The 22,663-nt window shown below is 58.8% G+C and carries 13 protein-coding genes; 10 read left to right on the forward strand and 3 right to left on the reverse strand.

The genetic code is table 11. The features are described 5' to 3' along the window. Positions 1–27: 27 nt before the first annotated feature. A complete protein-coding gene (gene wecB / locus ACP7E0_RS08245; protein ID WP_426124201.1) occupies positions 28–1,197 on the forward strand; it encodes a non-hydrolyzing UDP-N-acetylglucosamine 2-epimerase in 1,170 nt (389 codons plus the stop codon). A 109-nt stretch (positions 1,198–1,306) separates the two neighbouring features. Here wecB and ACP7E0_RS08250 read toward each other — a convergent pair whose 3' ends face one another. Both ACP7E0_RS08250 and ACP7E0_RS08255 read right to left on the reverse strand, forming a co-directional pair. Then, positions 1,307–3,610: a hypothetical protein gene (locus ACP7E0_RS08250; protein WP_426124202.1), complete on the reverse strand. Its 2,304-nt coding sequence runs from the start codon at positions 3,608–3,610 to the stop codon at positions 1,307–1,309. 545 nt (positions 3,611–4,155) lie between these two features. Further along, positions 4,156–5,097, reverse strand: a complete 942-nt coding sequence (locus ACP7E0_RS08255; RefSeq protein WP_426124203.1) for a glycosyltransferase — start codon at positions 5,095–5,097, stop codon at positions 4,156–4,158. 478 nt (positions 5,098–5,575) lie between these two features. On the opposite strand from ACP7E0_RS08255, the gene ACP7E0_RS08260 reads away from it, so the two are divergent. The 9 genes from ACP7E0_RS08260 (at position 5,576) to ACP7E0_RS08300 (ending at position 21,150) form a co-directional block, all read left to right on the forward strand. Continuing rightward, complete coding sequence (locus ACP7E0_RS08260) at positions 5,576–6,742, forward strand: hypothetical protein (RefSeq protein ID WP_426124204.1); 1,167 nt, start codon at positions 5,576–5,578, stop codon at positions 6,740–6,742. A gap of 1 nt (position 6,743) precedes the next feature. Continuing rightward, entirely contained in the window at positions 6,744–7,574 is an 831-nt protein-coding gene (locus tag ACP7E0_RS08265; protein WP_426124205.1) for a WecB/TagA/CpsF family glycosyltransferase, read from the forward strand. Beyond that, positions 7,567–8,823: a UDP-N-acetyl-D-mannosamine dehydrogenase gene (gene wecC, locus ACP7E0_RS08270; RefSeq protein WP_426124206.1), complete on the forward strand. Its 1,257-nt coding sequence runs from the start codon at positions 7,567–7,569 to the stop codon at positions 8,821–8,823. Before ACP7E0_RS08265 ends, wecC begins: the two co-directional genes overlap by 8 nt. A gap of 98 nt (positions 8,824–8,921) precedes the next feature. Next, positions 8,922–10,157: an L-2-hydroxyglutarate oxidase gene (gene lhgO / locus ACP7E0_RS08275; RefSeq protein WP_426124208.1), complete on the forward strand. Its 1,236-nt coding sequence runs from the start codon at positions 8,922–8,924 to the stop codon at positions 10,155–10,157. 714 nt (positions 10,158–10,871) lie between these two features. Next, positions 10,872–15,995 (forward strand): DUF4082 domain-containing protein, encoded by a 5,124-nt coding sequence (locus ACP7E0_RS08280; protein ID WP_426124528.1) that lies wholly within the window; start codon positions 10,872–10,874, stop codon positions 15,993–15,995. A 14-nt stretch (positions 15,996–16,009) separates the two neighbouring features. Continuing rightward, positions 16,010–17,224 (forward strand): GTP-binding protein, encoded by a 1,215-nt coding sequence (locus ACP7E0_RS08285; protein ID WP_426124209.1) that lies wholly within the window; start codon positions 16,010–16,012, stop codon positions 17,222–17,224. A 31-nt stretch (positions 17,225–17,255) separates the two neighbouring features. Next, complete coding sequence (locus ACP7E0_RS08290; RefSeq protein ID WP_426124210.1) at positions 17,256–17,564, forward strand: hypothetical protein; 309 nt, start codon at positions 17,256–17,258, stop codon at positions 17,562–17,564. Between the two features lie 32 nt (positions 17,565–17,596). After that, positions 17,597–19,741, forward strand: a complete 2,145-nt coding sequence (locus tag ACP7E0_RS08295) for a peptidase domain-containing ABC transporter (RefSeq protein WP_426124212.1) — start codon at positions 17,597–17,599, stop codon at positions 19,739–19,741. Further along, positions 19,738–21,150: an HlyD family type I secretion periplasmic adaptor subunit gene (locus tag ACP7E0_RS08300; RefSeq protein WP_426124213.1), complete on the forward strand. Its 1,413-nt coding sequence runs from the start codon at positions 19,738–19,740 to the stop codon at positions 21,148–21,150. Before ACP7E0_RS08295 ends, ACP7E0_RS08300 begins: the two co-directional genes overlap by 4 nt. Positions 21,151–21,183: 33 nt before the next feature. Here the strand turns inward: ACP7E0_RS08300 and ACP7E0_RS08305 are convergent, their stop codons facing one another. Next, positions 21,184–22,575, reverse strand: coding sequence for a family 16 glycosylhydrolase (locus ACP7E0_RS08305; protein ID WP_426124214.1), 1,392 nt, complete (start codon positions 22,573–22,575; stop codon positions 21,184–21,186). Between the last annotated feature and the right edge of the window lie 88 nt (positions 22,576–22,663).

Raw genomic sequence — 22,663 nt, forward strand, 5'->3', positions numbered from 1 at the left:
CATCACTCTGTCAAAAAGGAAAATGCCATGCGCAAGTTGCTCGTTGTCTATGGCACGCGCCCTGAAGCGGTCAAAATGGCCCCCTTGATCGAAGAGCTTGCCCACTCGCGCCATTGCAGACCGATCGTAGCCGTCACGGGCCAGCACCGCGAAATGCTCGATCAGGTCAATCAGTTGTTCGGGATCCGGCCCGATCACGATCTCAACATCATCACACAAGCGCAGAGTCTTGAAACCATCACCGCTCGGGTTCTCGCCGGGGTTTCCAACCTGATCGAGGTCGAGGCGCCGGATGCATTGGTTGTGCAAGGCGATACAACGACGTGCTTTGCTGCAGCGCTGGCCGCATTTTACCGTAAGATTCCGCTGATCCACCTTGAAGCAGGCTTGCGAACGGGCGAACGGCACAACCCTTTCCCGGAGGAAATCAACCGTCGGCTCACAACTCAGCTTGCTGCCCTGCACCTGGCTCCGACGCAGACGTCAAAGAGCAACCTGCTGAAAGACGGCGTCGCAGAACGCGATATCGTCGTGACCGGCAATACCGTCATCGATGCGTTGCTGCGTGTTTCCGACAAGAATAACCCGGTCAAGAACCAGGATATCGAACGGATTGCGGCCCGGACCAGCGTCCTCATTACTGCGCACCGTCGCGAATCCTGGGGCGAACCCATGGCACAGACTGCGCGCGCGATTGCGCGGCTGGCGCGGATGTTTCCCGAGATTGCATTTTTACTCCCGGCACATCTCAATCCGGCCGTGCGGGAGGTTCTGCTGCCGCCGCTTGCCAATCTGGACAACGTGCTGATCACTCAACCGCTTGATTATGGTGATTTCGTCAGGGCCATGCGCGACTGCTCGATTGTTCTAACCGATAGCGGCGGCGTTCAGGAAGAAGCACCGACATTCGGCAAACCGGTGCTTGTCATGCGCGAAACGACCGAGCGTCCGGAGGCGGTCGCCGCGGGCACCGTACGCCTGATCGGAACGAATGAGGACCGCATTGTCGAGGAGGTCAAAACCCTCCTGACAAACCGGCAGGCCTATCAGGATATGGCGCGCGCGGTGAACCCTTATGGCGACGGAATGGCCGCAGCGCGGTCGGTCCAGGCTATCGAGCACTTTTTTGATCTGGGAGAGCGGCCGGCCGAATTCGATACACGGCCCGAAGTCCGCGAGGATTCAGTCGCCGCATAGAACCGTTCAGGCTTAACCGATGCCGGAAAGCCGAGAGGCGGCCAATGGCCGCCTCTGGTATTGTTCAGATGTAAAGTAAGACGCGGGCCGCCTAGACGGCCCCTTCCTGCTACAGCAGGAAGTAGTCTTTCGACAGCGTGACCGCGTCATCCAGATGGATGGCGAAATCGGCCTTTTTGTCTCCGTTGGTATCGCCGTAGACGTAGGTATCCGAAGCCTGCTTGCTGTAGTTCAGCTCGCCGGCCTTGCCGGTGAAGCCAGATGTTCCGATAAACGTGAACGCCTGATTTCCGGTAGCCCTCGTATTCGCGTCGATCGCCGCCAAATCAATCCGGTCACCGCTGGTGCCCGAGAAATCAAAGATCGTATCGCGACCAATTGAGCTAAACGTCGAGTCCGCCGTGCGTTCAAAGACAAAGGTATCTGCTCCGGCACCGCCGGTCAGATCATCAGCGCCACGGCCGCCATCGAGGATGTCACTGCCGGCACCGCCATCAAGCACGTCAATACCGCGACCGCCGTCCAGCAGGTCGTTTCCGGCATCGCCCGTCAGCTTGTTGTCGGCGCTATTGCCGAAGAGTTTGTCAGCATAGCTAGAACCGGACAGGTTTTCGATCGACACATAGGCGTCGCCCTTGGCATCGCCGGTGTTGATCGAAGGGGTGGCGAGACTTGCCGTTACGCCAGCCGCTGCACCGAAGTAGGACGCGGTATCTGTCCCCGCTCCGCCATCGAGCTTATCGGCACCCGCGCCACCGTTCAGCACATTGCCACCGCCATTACCCGTGAGGGTATCGCCGTAGCTGGAGCCCAACAGGTTCTCAATGCTGGCCAGCTTGTCGCCTGTAGCATGCCCCCCGGAAGCGGCTCCCGTCTGAAGGTTGACATTCACGGCCGCCGATCCGGCATAGCTTGCCGTATCTGTTCCGGTACCACCGTCGATGATATCGGCACCGGCGCCGCCCTTGATCAGATCGTTTCCTGCAAGACCCTTGTAGGTTTCGGCGCCCGCATTCGTTTTGCCGGCGACAGGCATGGTATCATCCCCTGCAGTCCCGATATGCTCGGTCGAAGTGACTGGTGGCTTCGGGTCCGGCAGGGTTTCTCCCGGCGGGGTTACGACTGGCGGGATTTCGACTGGCGGAACTGTTACCGGTGGCTGCGTGCCCGTCGGAATGGTATCCAGGCCGGTATTGCCATGCACGACAGGCTTGTCGTCATACAAGGCCATATCACCCCAATGACCGTTGCCGATCTGGTTGTTGGTGATCTTGATCGAAGCGTCATCGACCGTACCCCCACCAAACCGTCCGTCTAGGTAAACGGTGTAGCCACCACCCACCAGCCGGTTGCTGTCAATCGTGATGTTCGACAGACCACCGAATACGTTCGCCATCATCACGGCCGCTGTCTGGTCGTGATCGTTGACGACGGTGTTGTGGATGATGTCGATATCGTGACCGCCATTGATTTCGATGGCATCGAAGTGCGCTTCCGGGCCACCGCGCAGGCTATGGATGTAGCTATCCCGGATGACGGCCGGGCCACTGAGGTTGAAACCGTTTTCGACATCGTGGATGTTGTTGCGCAGGAATGTACCGTGGCCAAAAACACCGTTGGACCCTGCATTACCATCGATTTCACTGTCTTGCAGCGTGAAACCCGTGGCTTTGTCCGTGACCCTGAGCGCGGTGAACCCGCCATTGGACACGAGCTTGATGTTGCTCAGCGTGACGTTCTTCGCGTCGATAACGATATCGCCGTTAACTTCCATATTACTGATAACGGCATTGTCCTGCGTGATATGAAGCGTACCGTTATACTTGGTCAACGCAACGCCGGCCTTCACGCCCGTGTTGCTTGCATCCGGGTAGCCCGAAACCTGCGCTGCAGCTGCAGCTGCAGGAACGGCGTCAGCCGCCGTTGCAGTTGTGCTCGGCACGCTCGTTGTCGCAGCGGACTTTGCGGCAGGTTGACCGCTCGCATTGTCTTGGGTGTTAAGTGCTGTTTCGACAGGGGTAACTGCAGAAACAGGTGTAGCTGCGGAATCGGTTTGGTCAGTGCCAGCATGGGAGAGGCCGGCCTTGCCACTGTCAACGTTTCCAGCGTCGGCCACCGACGGATTACTATCGAATTTGACTGCCCGATGTTCGGAAGTCTCTTCACTGTGGCGTGCGTCACGCGCGCCAAAACCTTGCATCACACTATGATCAGCAGTATCGAAGGCGTCTTTCAGCGTAACTCTGGATGGAACCGTTGCTCCATTCGTTGCGCTCGCTGTTTCTAGATCGATAACGCCCAGAGGTTTTCCCTCACTGTATTTCTCTGTCAAAAAACCACCGTTGCTTGCGTTGAATACTGTTCTTGCCACTGTTCTATTGCCTTTCTCCTCAGCCCTTGAACCCCATTTCAAGTTTGCCGATTGCAAATCCGCCTACCTCTTATTTGGTAAGCAGGACCTACAATAGGGATGAGTAATGCAACTTCAGAATGGGTGCAATGGAACGAAATTGTCTATGCATATTAGGGCAGCATGCCTGATTCTGGCCCTACTATCGCCACAAAAACCCTAGGAGGGCGCTTCATTTTGAAATATTTAATGAATTTTTGCTGCTTGAGAGAAATACAAATTTTCATGGGTTATTTACAACAGTCACAACGTTTGCAACCTGAAGTAACCCGAAAACACTGAAAAGATATGAAAAAACCGGATGAGGGGGAGCCGGGTTCAGCCGAGGGAAGAAAAACCAAGGTTTTTGGAAAAAAAAATTTGGAAAATTAATTCATTGCAACCGTGGATCATGTTTTCCGGTCAACACAATCGCCTTGACGCGTTTTAAGACCCAGAAGGGAACGCAAATCCGGCAAAAGGGGTAACTCAGACTCTCTCGTCATTCGGATGATTCGCTGGCGCAAGCCTTCAAAAAGACGCGTGAGGAGAACCGTTGCTGCCCGTGTCTATCGGCCACGCCAGAGGCCGAGCGCCGCACGTAGCGCCGACAGGTGGCCGGATCCCACAGCCAGGCGTATCGCTTCCCCAACGGCGATACCCGACCGGAATAGAGCCGAAGACAGAAAACCATGGCGGCGGCGATGATAGACAATACGGTTGGCGGTCATGAGGGCCGTGAGAAAATCGCTGCTGTGATAGTCGCCGCCGATATGGACGGCCTGCGCCGCGGGAACGTACAGCACGTCGAAACCGGCCCCGCGAACGCGCTGCAGATAATCGACCTCTTCACTATACAAAAAGAAGCTCTCGTCCCAATCTCCGACTGTTCGGCGGGCCTCGGCGGAAACCAAAAGGATTGCGCCGGTTGCCCATTCGATGGCGCCCCCATTTTGGTAGGGAACCGGATCGGCGACGACCTCGCCTAGCCCTGCGCGGGCGGCCAATGTGCCCCCCAGCAATGCCTCGGACCACGCCGTCACGATCGAGGGCTCACGGCGGATGGATTTGGAAACGGTACCATCCTCACCGCGCACCTGCGGTACGGCCACGCCGCCCGAAGAATTCCGCAGACCGGCATACAAGTTGCGGATGGAACCGGGTTGCAGGCGAATATCCGGGTTGAGAACGAGTAAATCTGCCGCGGGGGCAATTGTCGCCACGGCCGCGTTGATACCCGCGGAATAGCCACCATTGCGGCCTGTTCGAATAATTCTTGCCCCGATCGGATGCGCAAGCGCCACCTCCACGGAAGTGTCATGAGAATCGTTATCGACGACGATCACTTCATACTCAGCGATGCCCTCAAGCCCCGCCGATAGGGAATCGAGCAACCCGGACAGAACGGAGGCGCTGTTATAGGCAACGGTGACAACTGCCAGTGCCGGCGCAGGTCTGCCAGTAGTGCCGTTGCCGTTGAGCGTTTCTCTTTGTTTTATGGATGCGTCCATGTCGCGCTCTCATATCCAGCGGCCTCCCGAAACGGGACGTCCGCAATCCATGCCGGAAAAGGGGACATGCTGAAAGACTGCAGAGAGACGTAGCCTTAGTCCCGTTCCGTTCAACCGCTAAGCCGGAAAGGTGAGTGCTGCCCGGCTCGGTTCATCCTATCGGCGCATACCGGTACCATCGGCGACATGCCGGATAGGGATCTCATAAGTCTTTGAGTGCGCTGGCATATCTGTGGGGATTTTCTAGCATACGGCAGAATTCGACGATCGAGATTTATGTATTTTTTAAAGACAAGCTCGCCCGACCTTTGATCAACCGCCTTTTCACTGAAACGGCAAGGCATCAGGAGCTTTCATGCCGATTGAATTTCAGCAGTCATTGCCCGCGCGAACACAACATGCTGCGTCAGACAGGAATGGATACCGGAATCGGCATTCTGAAGAGTGCTCCGCAGACGCGCACACCAGGCTCGATGCCATGGAAGTGGTCTCCCGCTCAACGCGCGTCCAGGCAGATTGGTACCTGGAAATTGCCGAACGTGGCCTTCCGCGCATGCACAAGGGCGGCGTGTTCGGCCATACCTTGCGCGCCGTCAGGGAAAATTCGCATTGGTCCGAGCAGCTCGAGGGAGATAGCCTTCGCTACGCGGCAATCGTTGCTCTCGGGCTCTCCTATACCGGCACCACGACGCAGCAACAGATCCTCGCCGGCAGCACTGCAGCCGATCTGGCCCGGACATGCGCTGTCCGAGCCGAAAAATCATTGGATACAGGAGCGGTCGCGCTGGCCGCCTGGGCCGCAGCGGAGGCCGGACATTTTCATGCTGGGGCTTTGTTCAAGCAGCTCGGTTTGCGGCTTGCCTCAAGTGCACCTATCGCGACGGTTCAGTGCGCCTGGGCGCTCACCGCGGCCTTGGCAGCCGCACGATTGGGAGACACACGTAGTGTCGTCTCGCTTGCAGCCGAGAGGTTGATGTCGGGACTGTCATCGACAGGATTGTTGCCCCACAACCTGCCTGCATCGGCCAGCGGACGTTTGCGTGCGCATGTCGGGTGCTTTGCCGATCAGGTTTACACCATACAAGCCCTCGCCCGTCTCCATGCCGCACAGCCGAATGCCTTGGCATTGTCAGCTGCAGAAGCCTGTGCCGAGCGTATTTGCGCATTGCAGGGGCCGGCCGGCCAATGGTGGTGGCACTATGATGCCCGCAGCGGCGGCGTGGTCGAGGGGTATCCGGTCTATAGCGTTCACCAGCACGCGATGGCACCCATGGCCTTGTTCGACCTGCGGGAGGCCGGCGGTACCGACCATTCGCAAGCCATCATCAAAGGCATGCAGTGGCTGGAGAAACGTCCGGAGGTGCCAACCGCACTCGTCGTTCCCGAAAAGGGTGTGATCTGGCGCAAGGTAGCGCGCCGGGAGCCGCGCAAAGCGGTGCGAGCCATATCGGCGGTCACGACTGCGCTGGTGCCCGGCCTGCACGCCCCCGGGATTGAGATGCTCTTCCCACCGACCACAGTGGACTACGAATGCCGTCCCTATGAACTGGGGTGGCTGATGTATGCGTGGCTTGGCGGCGGCGCAGTTATGAGGCTCGCGCCTGGGCTTGCCGGGGGAACGCCCACCCTTTTCAAGGAGAATTGAGATGTATCGGCAACGCCAGCTTCTCTTTGGGATGTACATGGATGCCATGCGCATGGATGACGTGATCGACCGCTGCCGCACCGCGCTCGCCACGCGCAGCCGGGTCCTGCTTGGTGTGCTCAACGCAGCCAAGATCGTCGAACTGCGCAGAAACCCACTCTTGCGCGAATCCCTGATGGAATGTGATCTCCTTTTGGCCGATGGCCAGTCCGTGGTCTGGGCAAGCAAATTGCTCGGGCGACCCTTGCCGGAGCGCATCGCCGGCATCGATATCTTCACACGTCTGCTGTTTCTGGCGCATCGCGACGACCGGTCAATTGCGCTCCTGGGCGCCAAGCCGGACGTCCTAGCTGAAATGCAGCGCGTTATTGGTCAACGCTTTCCCGGCTTGCGGATCGCCTACAGCCATCATGGATATTATGAAGCAGCCGAAACGGCTCAGATTGCCGCGGATATCCGCGACTCCGGCGCCGATATGCTGTTTCTCGGCATGACGTCACCCAAGAAGGAAATATTCCTGGGATCCCATGGCGCATCTCTGAATGTTCCTGTGCTGCACGGTGTCGGCGGCTCTTTCGACATCATGGCCGGCATTACCCGGCGCGCGCCGGTTGCCTGGCAGAAGGCAGGCCTGGAATGGGCCTATAGACTGCTGCAGGAGCCACGGCGGCTATGGTGGCGCTATCTGAAAACCAACACCAGTTTCGTCCAACTCACCGCGCGCGAAATGATCAATCCGGCCCGTGCCTTCAAGCCCGGCCGGGACTCGGATGCCATGCCGAGCGGTTCAATGGCCACCAGCACACAAGTTCGGAGTCTTGCTGATGACTGAAATATTCAAGGGCCGACTGGCCATTTTGGGAATGGGGTATATCGGCCTGCCCACCGCGGTGGCAATCGCTACCCGCGGGATCGACGTGATCGGTGTCGATATCAACCACGTTACCGTGGCCGCCTTGTCGCGCGGGGAGGTTCCTTTCGTCGAGCCGGATCTTGCCGTGGCTGTCAGCGGTGCCGTCGCCATGGGCCGGTTGACCGCGACCACAGAGACACCCGAAGCCGACGCCTTCATCATCGCGGTGCCGACGCCCTTCAATGAAGACCGGACGGCCGACCTCTCCTATGTCAAGGCCGCCGCCGAGCAGATCGCCCCCAAACTGAAATCGGGGAACATCGTCGTGCTCGAGTCCACGTCGCCTCCTGGCACGACGCAGAAGATCGGCGACTGGATCGGTGCCGTTCGCCCGGACCTAAGAATGCCACGTGACGGCGAAACCGGTGCGGATGTCTTCATCGCGCATTGCCCGGAGCGTGTTCTTCCTGGCCGCATCATGATCGAGATGATCACCAATGACCGTGTCATCGGTGGTCTGACGCCCAGATGCGCCGAAAAGGCAGCGTCGATCTATCGGCTGTTTGCCCAGGGTGAAATCCTGCTGACCGATGCTGCCAGCGCCGAGATGGCCAAACTCGTGGAAAATGCCTATCGCGACGTCAATATCGCCTTTGCCAATGAGATCTCTCTCATCAGTGAAAGCCTTCATATCGACGTCTGGGAGGTCATCCGCCTCGCAAACCGGCATCCGCGCGTGAGCATCCTCAGCCCGGGACCAGGCGTCGGGGGCCATTGCATTCCGGTGGATCCCTGGTTCATCGTTTCCGCGGCACCGACCCTCTCGCGCCTGATCCGCACGGCCCGCGAGGTTAACGACCATCGGCCGCATCATGTCGCTGAACAGGTCGTCGAAAAAGCCAAGAGGTTCCGCTCGCCGACCGTTGCCTGCCTGGGTCTGACCTTCAAAGCGAACGTTGACGACGTGCGGGAAAGTCCGGCAATCGAAGTTGTCGGGCTGATCGCAAAGGCACTGCCGGACGTCGATATTCTTGTGTCGGATCCCTATGTCAGCACGATGCCCGCGTTGCTGACCAAATATGAAAACCTCCACCTGGAAGGTGCCTATCAGGCCGTGGAGCGCGCGGATATTGTCGTCCTTTTGGTCGAACACGAACCTTTCAAAGCCATGAGGCACACGCGTCTAGGCGGCAAGGTCATTTACGACACCCGGGGCGCCTGGCACTAGAGACATGCCTCAATCGGCAAGACACCAGAAAGCCTTCTGCGCAGGATAAGACTGCGCTGGCCGTCCGGGGCCGGTTCACATGACGGAAACGAGGCAGGATGAATGTCGGGCGAGCAGTAGATTTCGATATTGTGGTAATCGGTGGCGGCATCGTCGGCCTCTCGACAGCCATGCAGCTATCACAGCGTTTTCCCGGATTGGCTATCGCCGTCCTGGAAAAGGAACAGATGCTGGCCAGCCATCAGACGGGGCGCAACAGTGGCGTGATCCACGCCGGCGTCTACTATGAGCCCGGCAGCCTGAAGGCAACATACTGCCGCGCGGGCAGCGCTGCGACAATGCAGTTCTGCAAGGAATACGGCATTCGCTTCGACCAGCGTGGGAAAATGCTGGTAGCCACCAGTCAGGACGAGTTGCCGCGCATGGAAAAGCTCCATGCGCGCGCACTTGCCAATGGGCTCGAGGTTCACCGGATTAGCAAGGACGAACTGACGGAACGCGAACCGCATATTGCCGGGCTTGCGGCGCTGTTCATCCCTGCTTCCGGAATTGTCGATTATGGTGAAATTACCCGGTGCATGGGGGCGATGCTCATCGAAGCTGGCGGCACCATCCTGACCGATGTCGAGGTCCTCCAGATCAACGAACAAGCCGATGGCGTGGAGATTACACTCGACACTGGAATGCTGCTGAGCGCGCGGCATGTTATTGCCTGCGCCGGGGTCAATGCCGACCGTCTCGCGCGCATGTGCGGACTGGCGAAAGATATTGCGATTATCCCTTTCCGCGGTGAGTATTTTCGCCTCGGCGCCGACAAGAACAAGATCGTCGACCATCTTATCTACCCCATTCCGGAACCGTCTCTACCATTCCTCGGTGTACACCTGACGCCAATGATCGGCGGGTTCGTCACCGTCGGTCCAAATGCGGTGCTAGCATTTGCCCGCGACGGGTATCGCTTTGGCAAGATTGCCCCAAGAGATCTCTGGGAGATGGTGCGCTTTCCTGGATTTCGCCGCGTCATGACGGACAATATGCGTTACGGATTGTCCGAGATGGCCAATTCCTTGAGCCGCCGGCGCTATCTCGCCTTGTGCCAACGCTACTGCCCCGAACTGGAACTCTCCGATCTGCACCCGCACCCGGCCGGCATCCGTGCGCAGGCGGTCAGCCGCGATGGGCGCCTGGTGCATGATTTCCTGATCGAGCGGACAGCGCGCACCATCCATGTGCTCAACGCGCCCTCCCCCGCAGCCACGTCGGCGCTTCCGATCGGCAAACATATCGCCGACCTCACACAGACGCATTTCGCCTATTCCCCGTCTCCGCCCTGACCGCGTGCCGCCGATCGCTGCCGCCAAGGCCGGGGCTGAGCTCGCGCCCTCTCAAATGCAAACAAAATAACGCCTTCCCCTCGGAAATCGGTTTGTGTGACGAAGCATTGGCATTCCAGGACGAATGAAGGGCTCTGCGACAGCCAGCTGTGCAACTGTTACCTGCAGCAGAAACTAAGCCTCGTCCGGCTGCGGTACTTTTAGCCGATTCTGCCTGCTTGATCGCCTGGCTTTGACAGTTGTCATGCCGGCAAGCGGCTGGCGGCTCGATAAACCTCTGCCCTTTCGGCCGTGGACCACAGCGCGAAACAGGCATTTGTCATCATTGTTCTGGCGACGCCCTCATCACATCGGTGGATACTATCGCTACGGGGCGTACCACCGATTGGTGTGGTTCGCGGAGCCAAGAAAGTTGGCAAGATGACGGACAGAGAAATCAATCTCAATCTGGCGATCGAGCGGTGCTGCATGATTAAGATCAACGTTAAAAGCGATAAGTATTTGAGCGTGTCCGGAGGCGCCCGGAGCGTTTACAGCTCGCTTGCTGCGTGGGCCGGGGTTTCCTCACACATGACCGCTGCAACGATTGCCGCAAGCGTCACCGTCGTCCATCGGGCATCGTCAAAGTCATCGAAGGTCGGCGCGCCGGACGCTACCAGTGATCATCCCACGGCAGCCGTGAAGCTCCTGTCTTCGATCGGTGCACTCTCGTCGATGCCCGGTTCAGCGTCCGCGGAAAACCCGGCGGGAGGCGAAACCGTCGATACCATGCTTCCCCCCGTGGCTGTGCCCGTGGCTGTAACGGTCGCCAAATCGCCCGCCACCTCTTCATCGAGCAGCGTTGAAGACCTGTCGAACACGCAAATCGCCAACCTGACGAAGACGGTCGCTGCCACCAGTTCTTCGCCGGCAACCCTCGACCCGACACCATCGGAAGGCCGACTGACCAACGAGGCTGTTATTGGACCCATTACCGGCCCCTCTGGAAGCCCCACCAGCACGAGTGCGGCTGAACCGGCCAGCAGCAGCACGAACATGACGGGCGGGGCCTCAACGTTCAGCGCGTTCACCGCTCGTATGGCTGCAGCCGAAGCGCCGTCTGCAGAGTCGGCCGCTGCCACAAGCAATGCCACCCTGGCTGCGACTGCAACCAATAAGATCGTGGCTGAAAACATGAAGCAGGGCACGCCGCGCAGCGAATGGACTGTCGAGGGTGATGGTGACGGCAATATCCAGGGGTTTGCGACTCAGATCAGCTCGAACATCGGACAGACCGTCGATTTCAAGATCGCAACCAATTCGACGAATTACCGCCTGGACATCTACCGGCTGGGTTATTACGGCGGCGACGGGGCCCGCAAGGTCGCGACGATCAACAAGTCGCTCACGACTGCACAGGTCCAGCCGCATCCGATTGTCGACATATCGATCGGGTTAATCGATGCCGGCAACTGGTCGGTGTCGGCGAGCTGGACAATTCCGGCAGACGCTGTTTCCGGTGTCTATTTCGCAAAGCTGGTTCGCCAAGACGGTACAGCGGGGCAAAGCATGGTTCCGTTCATCGTGCGCGAGGACGGCTCCACCAGCAATATCGTTTTCCAGACGTCCGACACCACCTGGCAGGCCTACAACGCTTGGGGTGGCGCCAGCCTTTACTTCGGCGAGGTGCCTGTCGATCCTGCCAATCTGATCGGCTACCTGCCGCCAAACTGCAGCTGCGGCGTGACAGCGATCGGCCGTGCATCGGCGGTCAGCTACAATCGTCCATTCGTCACCAATACCAGCCTGAGAGGGGGCACGCACGACTACTTATTCGGCGCCGAATCCTCGGCAATCGAATGGCTCGAGCAGAACGGTTACGACGTTTCCTACATCTCGGGCGTCGATACCGCGCGAAACGGCAGCCAATTGCTTAATCATAGCGCCTTTCTCTCCGTCGGGCATGACGAATACTGGTCAGCGGAGCAACGGACCAATGTCGAAGCGGCGCGCGATTCCGGCGTCAACCTTGCCTTCTGGAGCGGGAACGAAATTTATTGGAAAGTCCGCTGGGAAAACAGCATCGATGGCAACGGCACGCCTTACCGTACCATGGTCTGTTACAAGGAAACGTGGGGTACCAGCACCGATCCGAGCAACATCGGCACCGGCACATGGCGCGATCCGCGCTATGCAGACCCGGGGCAGAAGCCGGAGAACGCACTGACCGGGCAGATGTTCAGCGTCGACAGCTACCGGCAGGATGCAATCTCGATCCCCTACGACTATTCCAACCTTCGTTTCTGGCGCAACACGGACGTCGCCAACATTCTGCCAGGTCAAACCTTCCAACTCGTGAAGAACCTTCTCGGGTACGAATGGGACTCCGATTTTGAAAACGGCTTCCGTCCGGCGGGCATGATCAACCTTTCGCTGTCAAACATCGCGGTGGATACCTATCTGCGCGACTATGGCACGACGGTCGGCCCGGGCAATGCGACGCACAGCCTGACCATGTACCGCGCGGAAAGCGGCGCGCTCGTGTTCGGCGCCGGTACGGTTTTCTGGTCCTGGGGCCTGAGCGCGAACCATGAAGGGGCTGCCACGCCGACCGACAAGAACGTGCAGCAGGCGATGGTCAACATGTTCGCCGATATGGGCATTCAGCCCGCAACGCTCGATGCAAGCCTGATTCTTTCCACACAGTCCCCGGACCAGGTCAAGCCCACCTCGACCATTACGTCCCCGATCATTGGTGCAAGTTTCCTTGAAGGACAGCATGTCGCGGTCACCGGAACCGCGCAGGACTTCGGCGGCGGCATTATTGCCGGCGTCGAGGTCTCTACCGATAACGGCGTGTCCTGGTTCAAGGCAACCGGGCGGGAAAACTGGAGCTATAACTGGGTCGTCCAGGCCAGCGGCACCTACACGATCCGGTCGCGCGCCGTCGATGACAGTGTCAACATGGAGACGTCAACGGCTGGAAAGCAGGTCACCGTCTCGCTACCCTCGTTCTCCAATCTGTGGACGATGGCATCAAAGCCAGCGGAAGAAACCGTTGTCGATCGAGCAGGCGTCGAGGTGGGCGTTCGCTTCCAGGCGAGCACCAGCGGTACCGTCTCGGGCATCCGCTTCTACAAGGGCTTCTACAATATCGGCGAGCACAAGGTTAGCCTGTGGACGAGCAGTGGAACGTTGCTTGCAACGGCTCTGTCGACGGGAGAGTCGATCACCGGCTGGCAGTCGGTTTCCTTCTCCAGTCCAATTCAAATCACGGCGGGCACAACCTTTGTCGCCTCCTACCACACCGACGGCTATTATTCGCAAACACCGGGATATTTCAGTAATGCCTATACGAAAGGGCCCCTGACGGTTGCTCAAAATGGTGGTGTCTATGCCTATGGAGCGACCTCGACATTCCCCGGCAGCACCTACGCTGGCGCCAATTATTGGGTCGATGTCGTCTTTAACGCATCGACGGTCAACACCCCTCCTGTTGCCAACAACGACAACGGATTCAGTGCTACCCAGAACACGGCGATAACGATCGCGGCAACGGACGTGCTTGCCAATGATACCGATCCAGATGGCGACGCGCTCTCCGTCACCGGCGCCAGCAACGCCGTCAACGGAACGATCAGTTATAGCGCCCAAAACAACACGTTTACCTTTACGCCGACGGCGGGCTACACCGGCACCGCAAGATTCTCATACAGCGTTTCGGACGGACGGGGGGGCACCGCCTCTGCGCTCGTCAACCTGACGGTCAACCCGCCCTCTACGGCGGTGAGCCTGTTCACCGCAGCCGACACTCCGGCAATCGCTGCAGTGAACGATCCTAACTCAGTGGAACTCGGCATGAAGTTCATCGCCTCGGCTGGAGGCACGGTAACCGGAGTCCGCTTCTACAAGGGTACCACGAATACCGGGACCCACACCGGCTCAATCTGGAGCAGCACGGGTGCGCGGCTTGCGACCGCAACCTTTACCAATGAAACGGCAAGCGGCTGGCAAAGCGTGACCTTCTCGCAACCGGTCACCATCACGGCCGGCACGACCTATGTGGCGAGCTATCACACCAACGGCAACTATGCGATGACCGCCAATTACTTCGCAACAAGCCGCACCAACGGTCCACTGACCGCACCGGCCAGCTCCACGAGCGGTGGCAATGGCGTGTACGCTTACGGAGCAGCCAGCGTATTCCCGACGGGAACCACTAACGCTTCGAATTACTGGGTCGATATCCTTTTCAACCGGGCTACGCCGGCACAGAACACCCCACCGGTCGCGGCCAACGATCCAGGCTATTCGGCAACCACCAACACAGCTCTCGTCATCCAGGCATCGTCGTTGCTGGCAAATGACACGGATGCCGATGGCGATACGCTGACCATCACGGGCGCCAATGGTGCGGTCAATGGGTCCGTCGCCTTCAACACGCAGGCGAACACCGTCACGTTCACCCCGACGGCCAACTACACCGGAGCGGCAAGCTTTACCTATGCCATTTCCGACGGAAGGGGCGGTACGGCTTCAGCACAGGTTTCGATGACGGTTGCCCCGCCCTCTACGGCGGTGAGCCTGTTCACCGCGGCCGACACTCCGGCAATCGCTGCAGTCAATGATCCAGGTTCCGTGGAACTCGGCATGAAATTTATCGCCTCGGCTGGAGGCACGGTAACCGGGGTCCGCTTCTACAAGGGTACCACCAATACCGGGACCCACACCGGCTCAATCTGGAGCAGCACGGGTGCGCGGCTTGCGACCGCAACCTTTACCAATGAAACGGCAAGCGGCTGGCAAAGCGTGACCTTCGCGCAACCGGTCACCATCACGGCCGGCACGACCTATGTGGCGAGCTATCACACCAACGGCAACTATGCGATAACGGCCAATTACTTCGCAACCAGCCGCACCAACGGTCCACTGACCGCACCGGCCAGCTCTACGAGCGGTGGCAATGGCGTGTACGCTTACGGAACAGCCAGCGTATTCCCGACGGGAACCTATAACGCTTCGAATTACTGGGTCGATGTGCTTTTCAACCAGGCTACGCCGGCACAGAACACCCCACCGGTCGCGGCCAACGATCCAGGCTATTCGGCAACCGCCAACACAGCTCTCGTCATCCAGGCGTCGTCGTTGCTGGCAAATGACACGGATGCCGATGGCGATACGCTGACCATCACGGGCGCCAATGGTGCGGTCAATGGGTCCGTCGCCTTCAACACGCAGGCAAACACCGTCACATTCACGCCGACGGCCAACTATTCAGGAGCGGCAAGCTTTACGTATGCCATTTCCGACGGAAGGGGCGGTACGGCGTCAGCACAGGTTTCGATGACCGTAGCCCCCCAGAGCACGACACAAAGCGTCTTCGCCGCCAACAGCGCGCCGACGGTCATCTCGGTCAACGATAACAACCCGGTCAATCTCGGCATGAAGTTCCAGGCCAATACGGCAGGCTGGATCTCCGCAATCAAATTCTACAAGGGTGCGACCAACACAGGGACCCACACGGGCTATCTCTGGAGCTCGACCGGAACGCTGCTCGGTACCGCAACCTTTGCGGGCGAAACCGCGAGCGGCTGGCAATCGGCCAACCTCAGTCAAGAGGTCCAGATCCAGGCGAACACGACCTACGTCGTCTCCTACAGCAGCAATGGCAGATACTCGGTCACCAACAATTTCTTCACGGCCGATGTAACCAACGGCAACCTTCGCGCTCTGTCCTCCGCGCTCAGCGGCGGTAACGGCGTCTACGCATATGGCGCGAGCGGGTTGTTCCCAGCAAGCAGCTTTAACAGCTCGAACTACTACGTGGATGTGGCATTCAGACAGCAATTGGCGGCGTAGAACAGATGAATGTGATGACGGACGACAAACGGCTACCGGTAACGGTGCTCTCGGGCTTTCTCGGAGCGGGCAAGACGACTTTACTGAACCATGTCCTGCACAATCGCGAAGGCTTGCGCGTCGCCGTCGTCGTCAACGACATGAGCGAGATCAATATCGATGCGGACCTCGTTCGCGACGGCGGCGCGGATTTGTCGCGAACGAACGAAACACTGGTTGAACTGACCAACGGCTGCATATGCTGCACCCTGCGGGACGATCTTCTGAGCGAAGTCCGCCGGCTCGCCACGGAGGGGCGTTTCGACTACCTGCTGATCGAGGCGACCGGCATTGCCGAACCCTTGCCGGTCGCGGCCACATTCTCGTTCCGGGATGAAACCGGTGCGGCCCTCTGTGATATAGCCAGACTTGACACAATGGTATCCGTCGTCGACGCGGCAAATCTGCTGTCCGACTATTCCAGCGCGGATTTTCTCAGCGACCGCGGCGCGACACGCGATGAGGACGACAAGCGAACACTGGTCGATCTGCTTGTCGAGCAGATCGAATTCGCCGATGTCGTTGTCGTCAACAAGGTATCCGAGGTCTCGGCTGAAACGCTGGGAGCCGTGCGCCGGATCATCACAGCGCTCAATCCCGATGCCCGCGTCATTGAAACGGACTTCGGACAGTTGCCGCTTGCGGCCATCCTCAACTCGGGCCTTTTCAGCGAAGCGAAGTCGGCCAGACATCCGCTCTGGCACAAGGAGCTTTACGGCTGGGGAGACCACGTCCCTGAAACGGCGGAATACGGCATTACGAGCTTCGTGTATCGGGCACGCCGCCCCTTTGACCCCGCCAAACTCCAGGATGTCCTTGCGCAAGACTGGCCCGGTCTGATCCGTGCAAAAGGTCATTTCTGGCTAGCTACCCGCCCTGACTGGATTGGCCTGCTTTCGATTGCAGGCACACAGCGCCGGGTGGAATCCAAGGGCCTGTGGTGGGTTAATGTCCCGCGGGCGCACTGGCCGAAACACCCTCAGTTCCTGACGCTGCTCAACAGCCATTGGAGCCCCGTCTGGGGTGACCGCAGGCAGGAACTCGTCTTTATCGGCGCCGGTCTTGCCGAAAGCGCTATCCGCTCAGCGCTCGACGGCTGTTTGATCGGCGATGAGAACAGCTTCGATCCGCAGGTTGGCCGCGATCTCGTCGATCCGTTCCCCACCTGGCAACATGCACATGCGGCATAATTCACACCAACAGGCAACGCAGGAGATGACAATGACAAACGAACTCTACGCCGATGGAATTGGCGAAATCACCGTCACCGGAACGATTGTACGGATCGACCTGATGTCGCTTTCTCCAAGCGAACGCGATGCGGACAACAATCCAAGGCCGGTTTTCCGTCAGCGGATCATCATGCCGGTGGACGCCTTCGCCAATGCAGTCGATCTCATGCAGAAAGCCATGACAGGCCTCGTGGAGGCCGGCGCCATCCGCCGGATTGGCGATATAGGGCAAATTTCCGCAAGCGATGCCGTGCAGCAGCCGGCGTCGTCGGCGAACGCTTCGCCAAACTTCAACTGACCATGTAACGCCATTGTTTTTCAAGTGAGGCCATGAGTACATTCGCGCACACAAATCTCCAGTGTCTGGTGCTGGTCGGCCGCCACCATGGTGTCGACTTGTCACCGGAAAGGCTGATCCACGAGTATGCCGTCGGCGAGCAGGCGGTTCCCATGCGGCAACTCCTTCGCATGGCAAAAGATGCGGGTTTGCGTGCGCGAAACATTCACACGACGTGGCGAGCGCTGTTCCAAATGGGTGAGGCCTACCCTTTAATTGCCGAGCTCGAGAACGGCAACTGGATCGTCATCGCCGGTGCTTCCGGCGAAGGCGAAAACGAAATGATCCGGATCCTCGATCCGCTAGCACAGCGCCCAGAATTCATTCTTTTGAATGAAGCGCAGTTTGCAAAGAGCTGGCGCGGATCGGTCATCCTGGTTAAACGGAACTACAAGCTTTCTGACAATGACCAGCCGTTCGGCTTTCGATGGTTCATTCCGGAAATCGTGCGCCAGCGCGGCCTGCTGCGGGACGTGGCGCTGGCGGCCTTCGTTCTCTACGGGCTTGGACTTGCAACACCCATCTTTTTCCAGCTCGTCATCGACAAGGTCCTTGTCCATCAAAGCTACTCGACGCTTGCGGTCCTCACCATCGGAATTGGTATCGCGTTGATTTTCGACGCGGCCTTCACATTTCTGCGGCGATACCTGCTGCTCTACGCCACCAACAAGATCGATATCAGGGTCGCGACCCGTACTTTCGCCCATCTCCTCAATTTACCGATCGCACTGTTCGAACAAGCATCGGCCGGTGTGCTGGTCAAGCACATGCAGCAGACGGGACGGATCCGCGAATTTTTGACAGGGCGGCTGTTCCTGACCCTTCTCGATGCTCTCTCGCTTCTGGTCTTCGTGCCGATTCTGTTGCTTTATAGCGTCAAGCTCACCTTTGTTGTGCTTGGATTTGCAGCCCTTGTCGGCCTTGTGGTGATGGTACTGGTGGGACCTTTCCAGCGGCGGCTTCAATCGCTCTATCAGGCGGAAGGCGAGCGGCAGGCTCTGCTCGTCGAGACCGTACATGGCATGCGCACCGTCAAGTCACTGGCGCTTGAACCTCGGCAACGTCAGGTGTGGGACGATAAGTCCGCACAGGCAATTTCCGTTCGGTTCCGCGTCGATAAAATCTCCACCGTCGCGCAGGCCCTGACCGGGCTCCTGGAAAAGCTGATGAGCGTCGCCATCATCGGACTTGGTGCGCTGGATGTGTTCAGCGGCTCCATGACGATCGGCGCACTCGTTGCCTTCAACATGCTGGCTGGCCGGGTTTCCGGGCCGCTGGTCCAGATCGTCACAATGGTTCATGAATACCAGGAGGTGGCGCTTTCAGTCCGCATGCTCGGCGAGATCATGAACCAGAAGCCCGAACAATTCGGCCGCGGCCGCGGTATCCGGCCGCAGCTCAAGGGCCGCATCGAATTCGACAAGGTGACGTTCCGCTACGGACCCGACGGCCCGCCGGCACTTGACGATGTGTCTTTCACGGTCCCCGCAGGCTCCGTCTTCGGCATCGTTGGCAAAAGCGGATCCGGCAAGACCACCGTGACCCGGCTGATCCAGGGGCTGTACCAGAACCAGCAGGGGCTGGTGCGGGTCGACGGTTACGACAGCCGGGAAATCGACCTCGTTCATCTGCGCTCAAGCATCGGTGTGGTGCTCCAGGATAACTTCCTGTTCCGGGGATCCGTCCGTGACAACATTGCCGCGGCAAAGCCCGATGCCAGCATAGAAGAGATTATCGAAGCTGCCCGTATCGCCGGCGCCGAGGAATTTATCGAACGGTTGCCACGCGGGTTTGAATCGATGCTGGAAGAAAACGCGTCCAACCTGTCCGGCGGGCAGAAACAGCGCCTCGCCATCGCCCGGGCGCTGATCACCGATCCGAAGCTGCTCATTCTTGACGAGGCCACCAGTGCACTGGACCCCGACAGTGAGGCAATCCTGCGGCAGAACCTGAGCAAGATCGCCGCCGGTCGCACCGTCATCATCGTCTCCCACCGTCTGACGACGCTGGTCGATGCCGATGCCATCCTGGTGGTGGATCGCGGCAAGATTGCCGATATCGGACGCCACGATCAGCTTGTGTCGCGCTGCATTACCTATCGCCATCTGTGGACGCAGCAAACGAGGCAATCCGCATGAACGCCCGCCCAGAGAAGCTTCACAAGAACCTGCCCGTTCCGGTTAAAAAGTCGGGAACCGAAATTGTCCTGAAGCGCGCATTGCCGCCGATCATCGCCGAATTTCAATCCGACGCGGTGGAACTGGAAGAGCGCGTGCCACCGAAAATCGCCAGACTCACGCTCTATGGCATCACGGCACTGATTTTGAGCGCAGTAGTTTGGGCCTGCGTGTCGAAAATCGATGAAGTCGTCATTGCACCTGGCAAGCTGATCACGACCCGTCCGACCATCATCGTCCAACCGCTCGAAACATCCATCATCCGTACGATCGATGTCAGCACTGGCGACGTAGTGAAAGCCGGTCAGACACTTGCAACGCTCGACGCAACCTTCAGCCAGGCGGATGTCGATCAGCAGCACGCAAAATTTGAAGCGCTGAACGCGCAGGTCAAGCGGATCGAGGCGGAACTCTCAGGCGCCGACTACGCCAAGCTGGCTGGCAAGTCCTCCGATGAGGTATTGCAGGTGCAGCTCTTTGCTCAGCGCCACGCTTTTTATACCGCTCAATTGCAGAATTTTGGCCAGCAGATCGCCGGTCAGGCCGCGGCGATGAAGGCAGGGAAGGATCAGGAAACCGTTCTCACTGCACGTCGCGACAACCTGATCCTGATCGAGAATGCGCGCGAGACGCTCTACAAGAACGACACCGGATCACTTGTCGCCTTCCTCGGTTCGCGCGATGCCCGTCTTGATGTCGACACCGATATATCAGCGTTGCAAGGGAAGGCGGCCGAAGCTGGACACTCACTGGCTAAGCTGACGGCGGACCGGCAGGCCTTTATCGAGGATTTCCGGCGCGCATCAATGGAACAGCTCGTCGAATTGCGCAATCAGCGCGACACTGTCAACGAAGAACTGAAGAAAATGACCCTCCGGCGCAATATGGTCACCTTGACTGCGCCAGAGGATGCCGTCGTGCTCGACCTCGCACAGCGTTCGATCGGATCGGTGGTGCGCGAAGCCGAACCGATTGTCACGCTGGTACCGCTCAACGTCCCGCTGGAAGCAGAAGTCTCGATCAGCTCGCAGGATATCGGTCGAGTGGCGGTCAACAAAGAAGTGCGGGTCAAGTTGGATGCCTATCCGTTCCAGAAATTCGGAACGGCTACCGGCACCGTCAGAATCATCAGCAACGACGCCTTTCCACCGCCGGAGAAAGGGACGGCCACAGAGGGGCAACCTGCGACACCGTTCTTCAAGGCGCGCGTTCCCCTCGCCAGTGCTCTTCTGCAAGCGCCGGGCGAACCTGTGCGGCTCCTGCCGGGAATGACCGTTTCCGCAGAAATCAAGGTCGGAAGCCGGACAGTGATCTCCTACTTCCTCTATCCCCTGTTGCGCGGCCTCGACACAGCCATCCGCGAACCTTGAGCGCTCGACCGCCGCATCAGGCGGCCGCAGATATCAGGCGAGGTCGTCCAAAGTGTAGGCTCGGATGTAGTCGATTTTCATGTCCGAACCATTTGGCAGACCACCGTTCGGGGCTCCCGCCATGCCGCCCACAGCAAGATTGACCAGCATATACATCGGCTCATGCATGTCGGAGGGCGTATCAGCACGTGCGACCGCGACGTCATCGAGATACCAGACGATCTCGTCTTCCTCCCACAGGACCCCGTAGGTATGGAAGCCGCCGGTATCCGCCACGCTGACAGCAGTGGACACGGAGGTCTGCTGCCCCGTTTCGTTCGAATGCACGGTCACGTGCACCGTATTCGGGTCCTGGCCGCGCATTTCCACGACATCCAGTTCTGGCGGCCAGGAACCATCTTCCGGTAACAGCCAAAAAGCCGGCCAAGCACCGCGATCTTCAGGCATATCCGCGCGGATTTCGAAATAGCCATAGGTCTGGGCGAATGAGCCGTGTGTTGTCAGCATGCCGGACGTATAGGCGTATCCCTCAACTTGCGAGCGGATCGACGCGAGCGTTTGCTCCGCGGTGATCGTCAGCACGCCGTTATCGATGGAAAACGGGTTGGCGGCGGATGTCGGTGCATAGAGGGGATTGACGTACCATTGAAGCTCGCCGTTTCCTGACAGGGTGGCACCTTTTTCCGGGGCCCACCAATATTTGGCCTGCCATACGCCACTCGTCCCGTTGATCAGTTGAAGCGTGTTGAAATCATCCCCAAATGTCTGGATCAAACCGGACCGGTCGAGACTGAGCTCGAATTGACTGGCGCTCAGATCGGCGATGTCCGTATCGGCGAAAACCAGGCTTTCCCCGTCAGCAAAATTGAACCTGAGATTGGCCCCTTCCTGCGTGGCCACGTCGAGCAGCTGGTCGAACGACGTCAGCGCATAGCCGTTCAGCCTGACGGTATCATCGGCACCAAAATCGGTGACCAGATCACTGCCATTCCCCTTGGCGAAAATGAACGTGTCCGCCCCTACCCCGCCTGTCAGCACGTCATTGCCCGCGCCGCCGTCCAGCGTCTGCTGTCCGGAGGCCCCTCGGATGATGTTATCGGCGGAGTTTCCGAACGCATGGCGCTGATTGCCTGTGACGGTAAGATTTTCAAAATTCTCCGGCAACGTATAGCTCATCCAGGTGCTGATCGTATCGACACCCTGCCCCGCTGCCTCATAAGCCCGATTGATCGCTGAGTAGAGGTAATAGATATCGTCGCCCATACCACCAGTCATGGTGACGTTGACGGCACTATCGCCCCAGATCGAATCGTTGCCCGCCGTTCCCTGCAAGACCGGGCCGGAGCCAGTCGCCGAAAAGAACCCGGTGGAAACATCGCTATAATAGAGAGGTTGCCCCAAGGCATTCAGGACAGTTTTCCGCATGACCATCTCCTGTCAGTAACTGTGCGACAGCCGGCAGGAACCTGTTTGGACAATGAAAGCAGGCACCTTGGCTGCGCGCACTCTACTG

Origin of the sequence: Pararhizobium sp. PWRC1-1 (assembly GCF_049897905.1) — a bacterium.
Taxonomy (GTDB): domain Bacteria; phylum Pseudomonadota; class Alphaproteobacteria; order Rhizobiales; family Rhizobiaceae; genus Pararhizobium.

What these genes read in the sequence shown, in the direction of transcription:
- wecB (WP_426124201.1), top strand. Translation starts at nt 28, where the DNA reads ATGCGCAAGTTGCTCGTTGTCTATGGCACGCGCCCTGAAGCGGTCAAA.
- ACP7E0_RS08255 (WP_426124203.1), bottom strand. Translation starts at nt 5,097, where the DNA reads ATGGACGCATCCATAAAACAAAGAGAAACGCTCAACGGCAACGGCACT.
- ACP7E0_RS08260 (WP_426124204.1), top strand. Translation starts at nt 5,576, where the DNA reads ATGGAAGTGGTCTCCCGCTCAACGCGCGTCCAGGCAGATTGGTACCTG.
- ACP7E0_RS08265 (WP_426124205.1), top strand. Translation starts at nt 6,744, where the DNA reads ATGTATCGGCAACGCCAGCTTCTCTTTGGGATGTACATGGATGCCATG.
- wecC (WP_426124206.1), top strand. Translation starts at nt 7,567, where the DNA reads ATGACTGAAATATTCAAGGGCCGACTGGCCATTTTGGGAATGGGGTAT.
- lhgO (WP_426124208.1), top strand. Translation starts at nt 8,922, where the DNA reads ATGAATGTCGGGCGAGCAGTAGATTTCGATATTGTGGTAATCGGTGGC.
- ACP7E0_RS08280 (WP_426124528.1), top strand. Translation starts at nt 10,872, where the DNA reads ATGCCCGGTTCAGCGTCCGCGGAAAACCCGGCGGGAGGCGAAACCGTC.
- ACP7E0_RS08285 (WP_426124209.1), top strand. Translation starts at nt 16,010, where the DNA reads ATGACGGACGACAAACGGCTACCGGTAACGGTGCTCTCGGGCTTTCTC.
- ACP7E0_RS08290 (WP_426124210.1), top strand. Translation starts at nt 17,256, where the DNA reads ATGACAAACGAACTCTACGCCGATGGAATTGGCGAAATCACCGTCACC.
- ACP7E0_RS08295 (WP_426124212.1), top strand. Translation starts at nt 17,597, where the DNA reads ATGAGTACATTCGCGCACACAAATCTCCAGTGTCTGGTGCTGGTCGGC.
- ACP7E0_RS08300 (WP_426124213.1), top strand. Translation starts at nt 19,738, where the DNA reads ATGAACGCCCGCCCAGAGAAGCTTCACAAGAACCTGCCCGTTCCGGTT.
- ACP7E0_RS08305 (WP_426124214.1), bottom strand. Translation starts at nt 22,575, where the DNA reads ATGCGGAAAACTGTCCTGAATGCCTTGGGGCAACCTCTCTATTATAGC.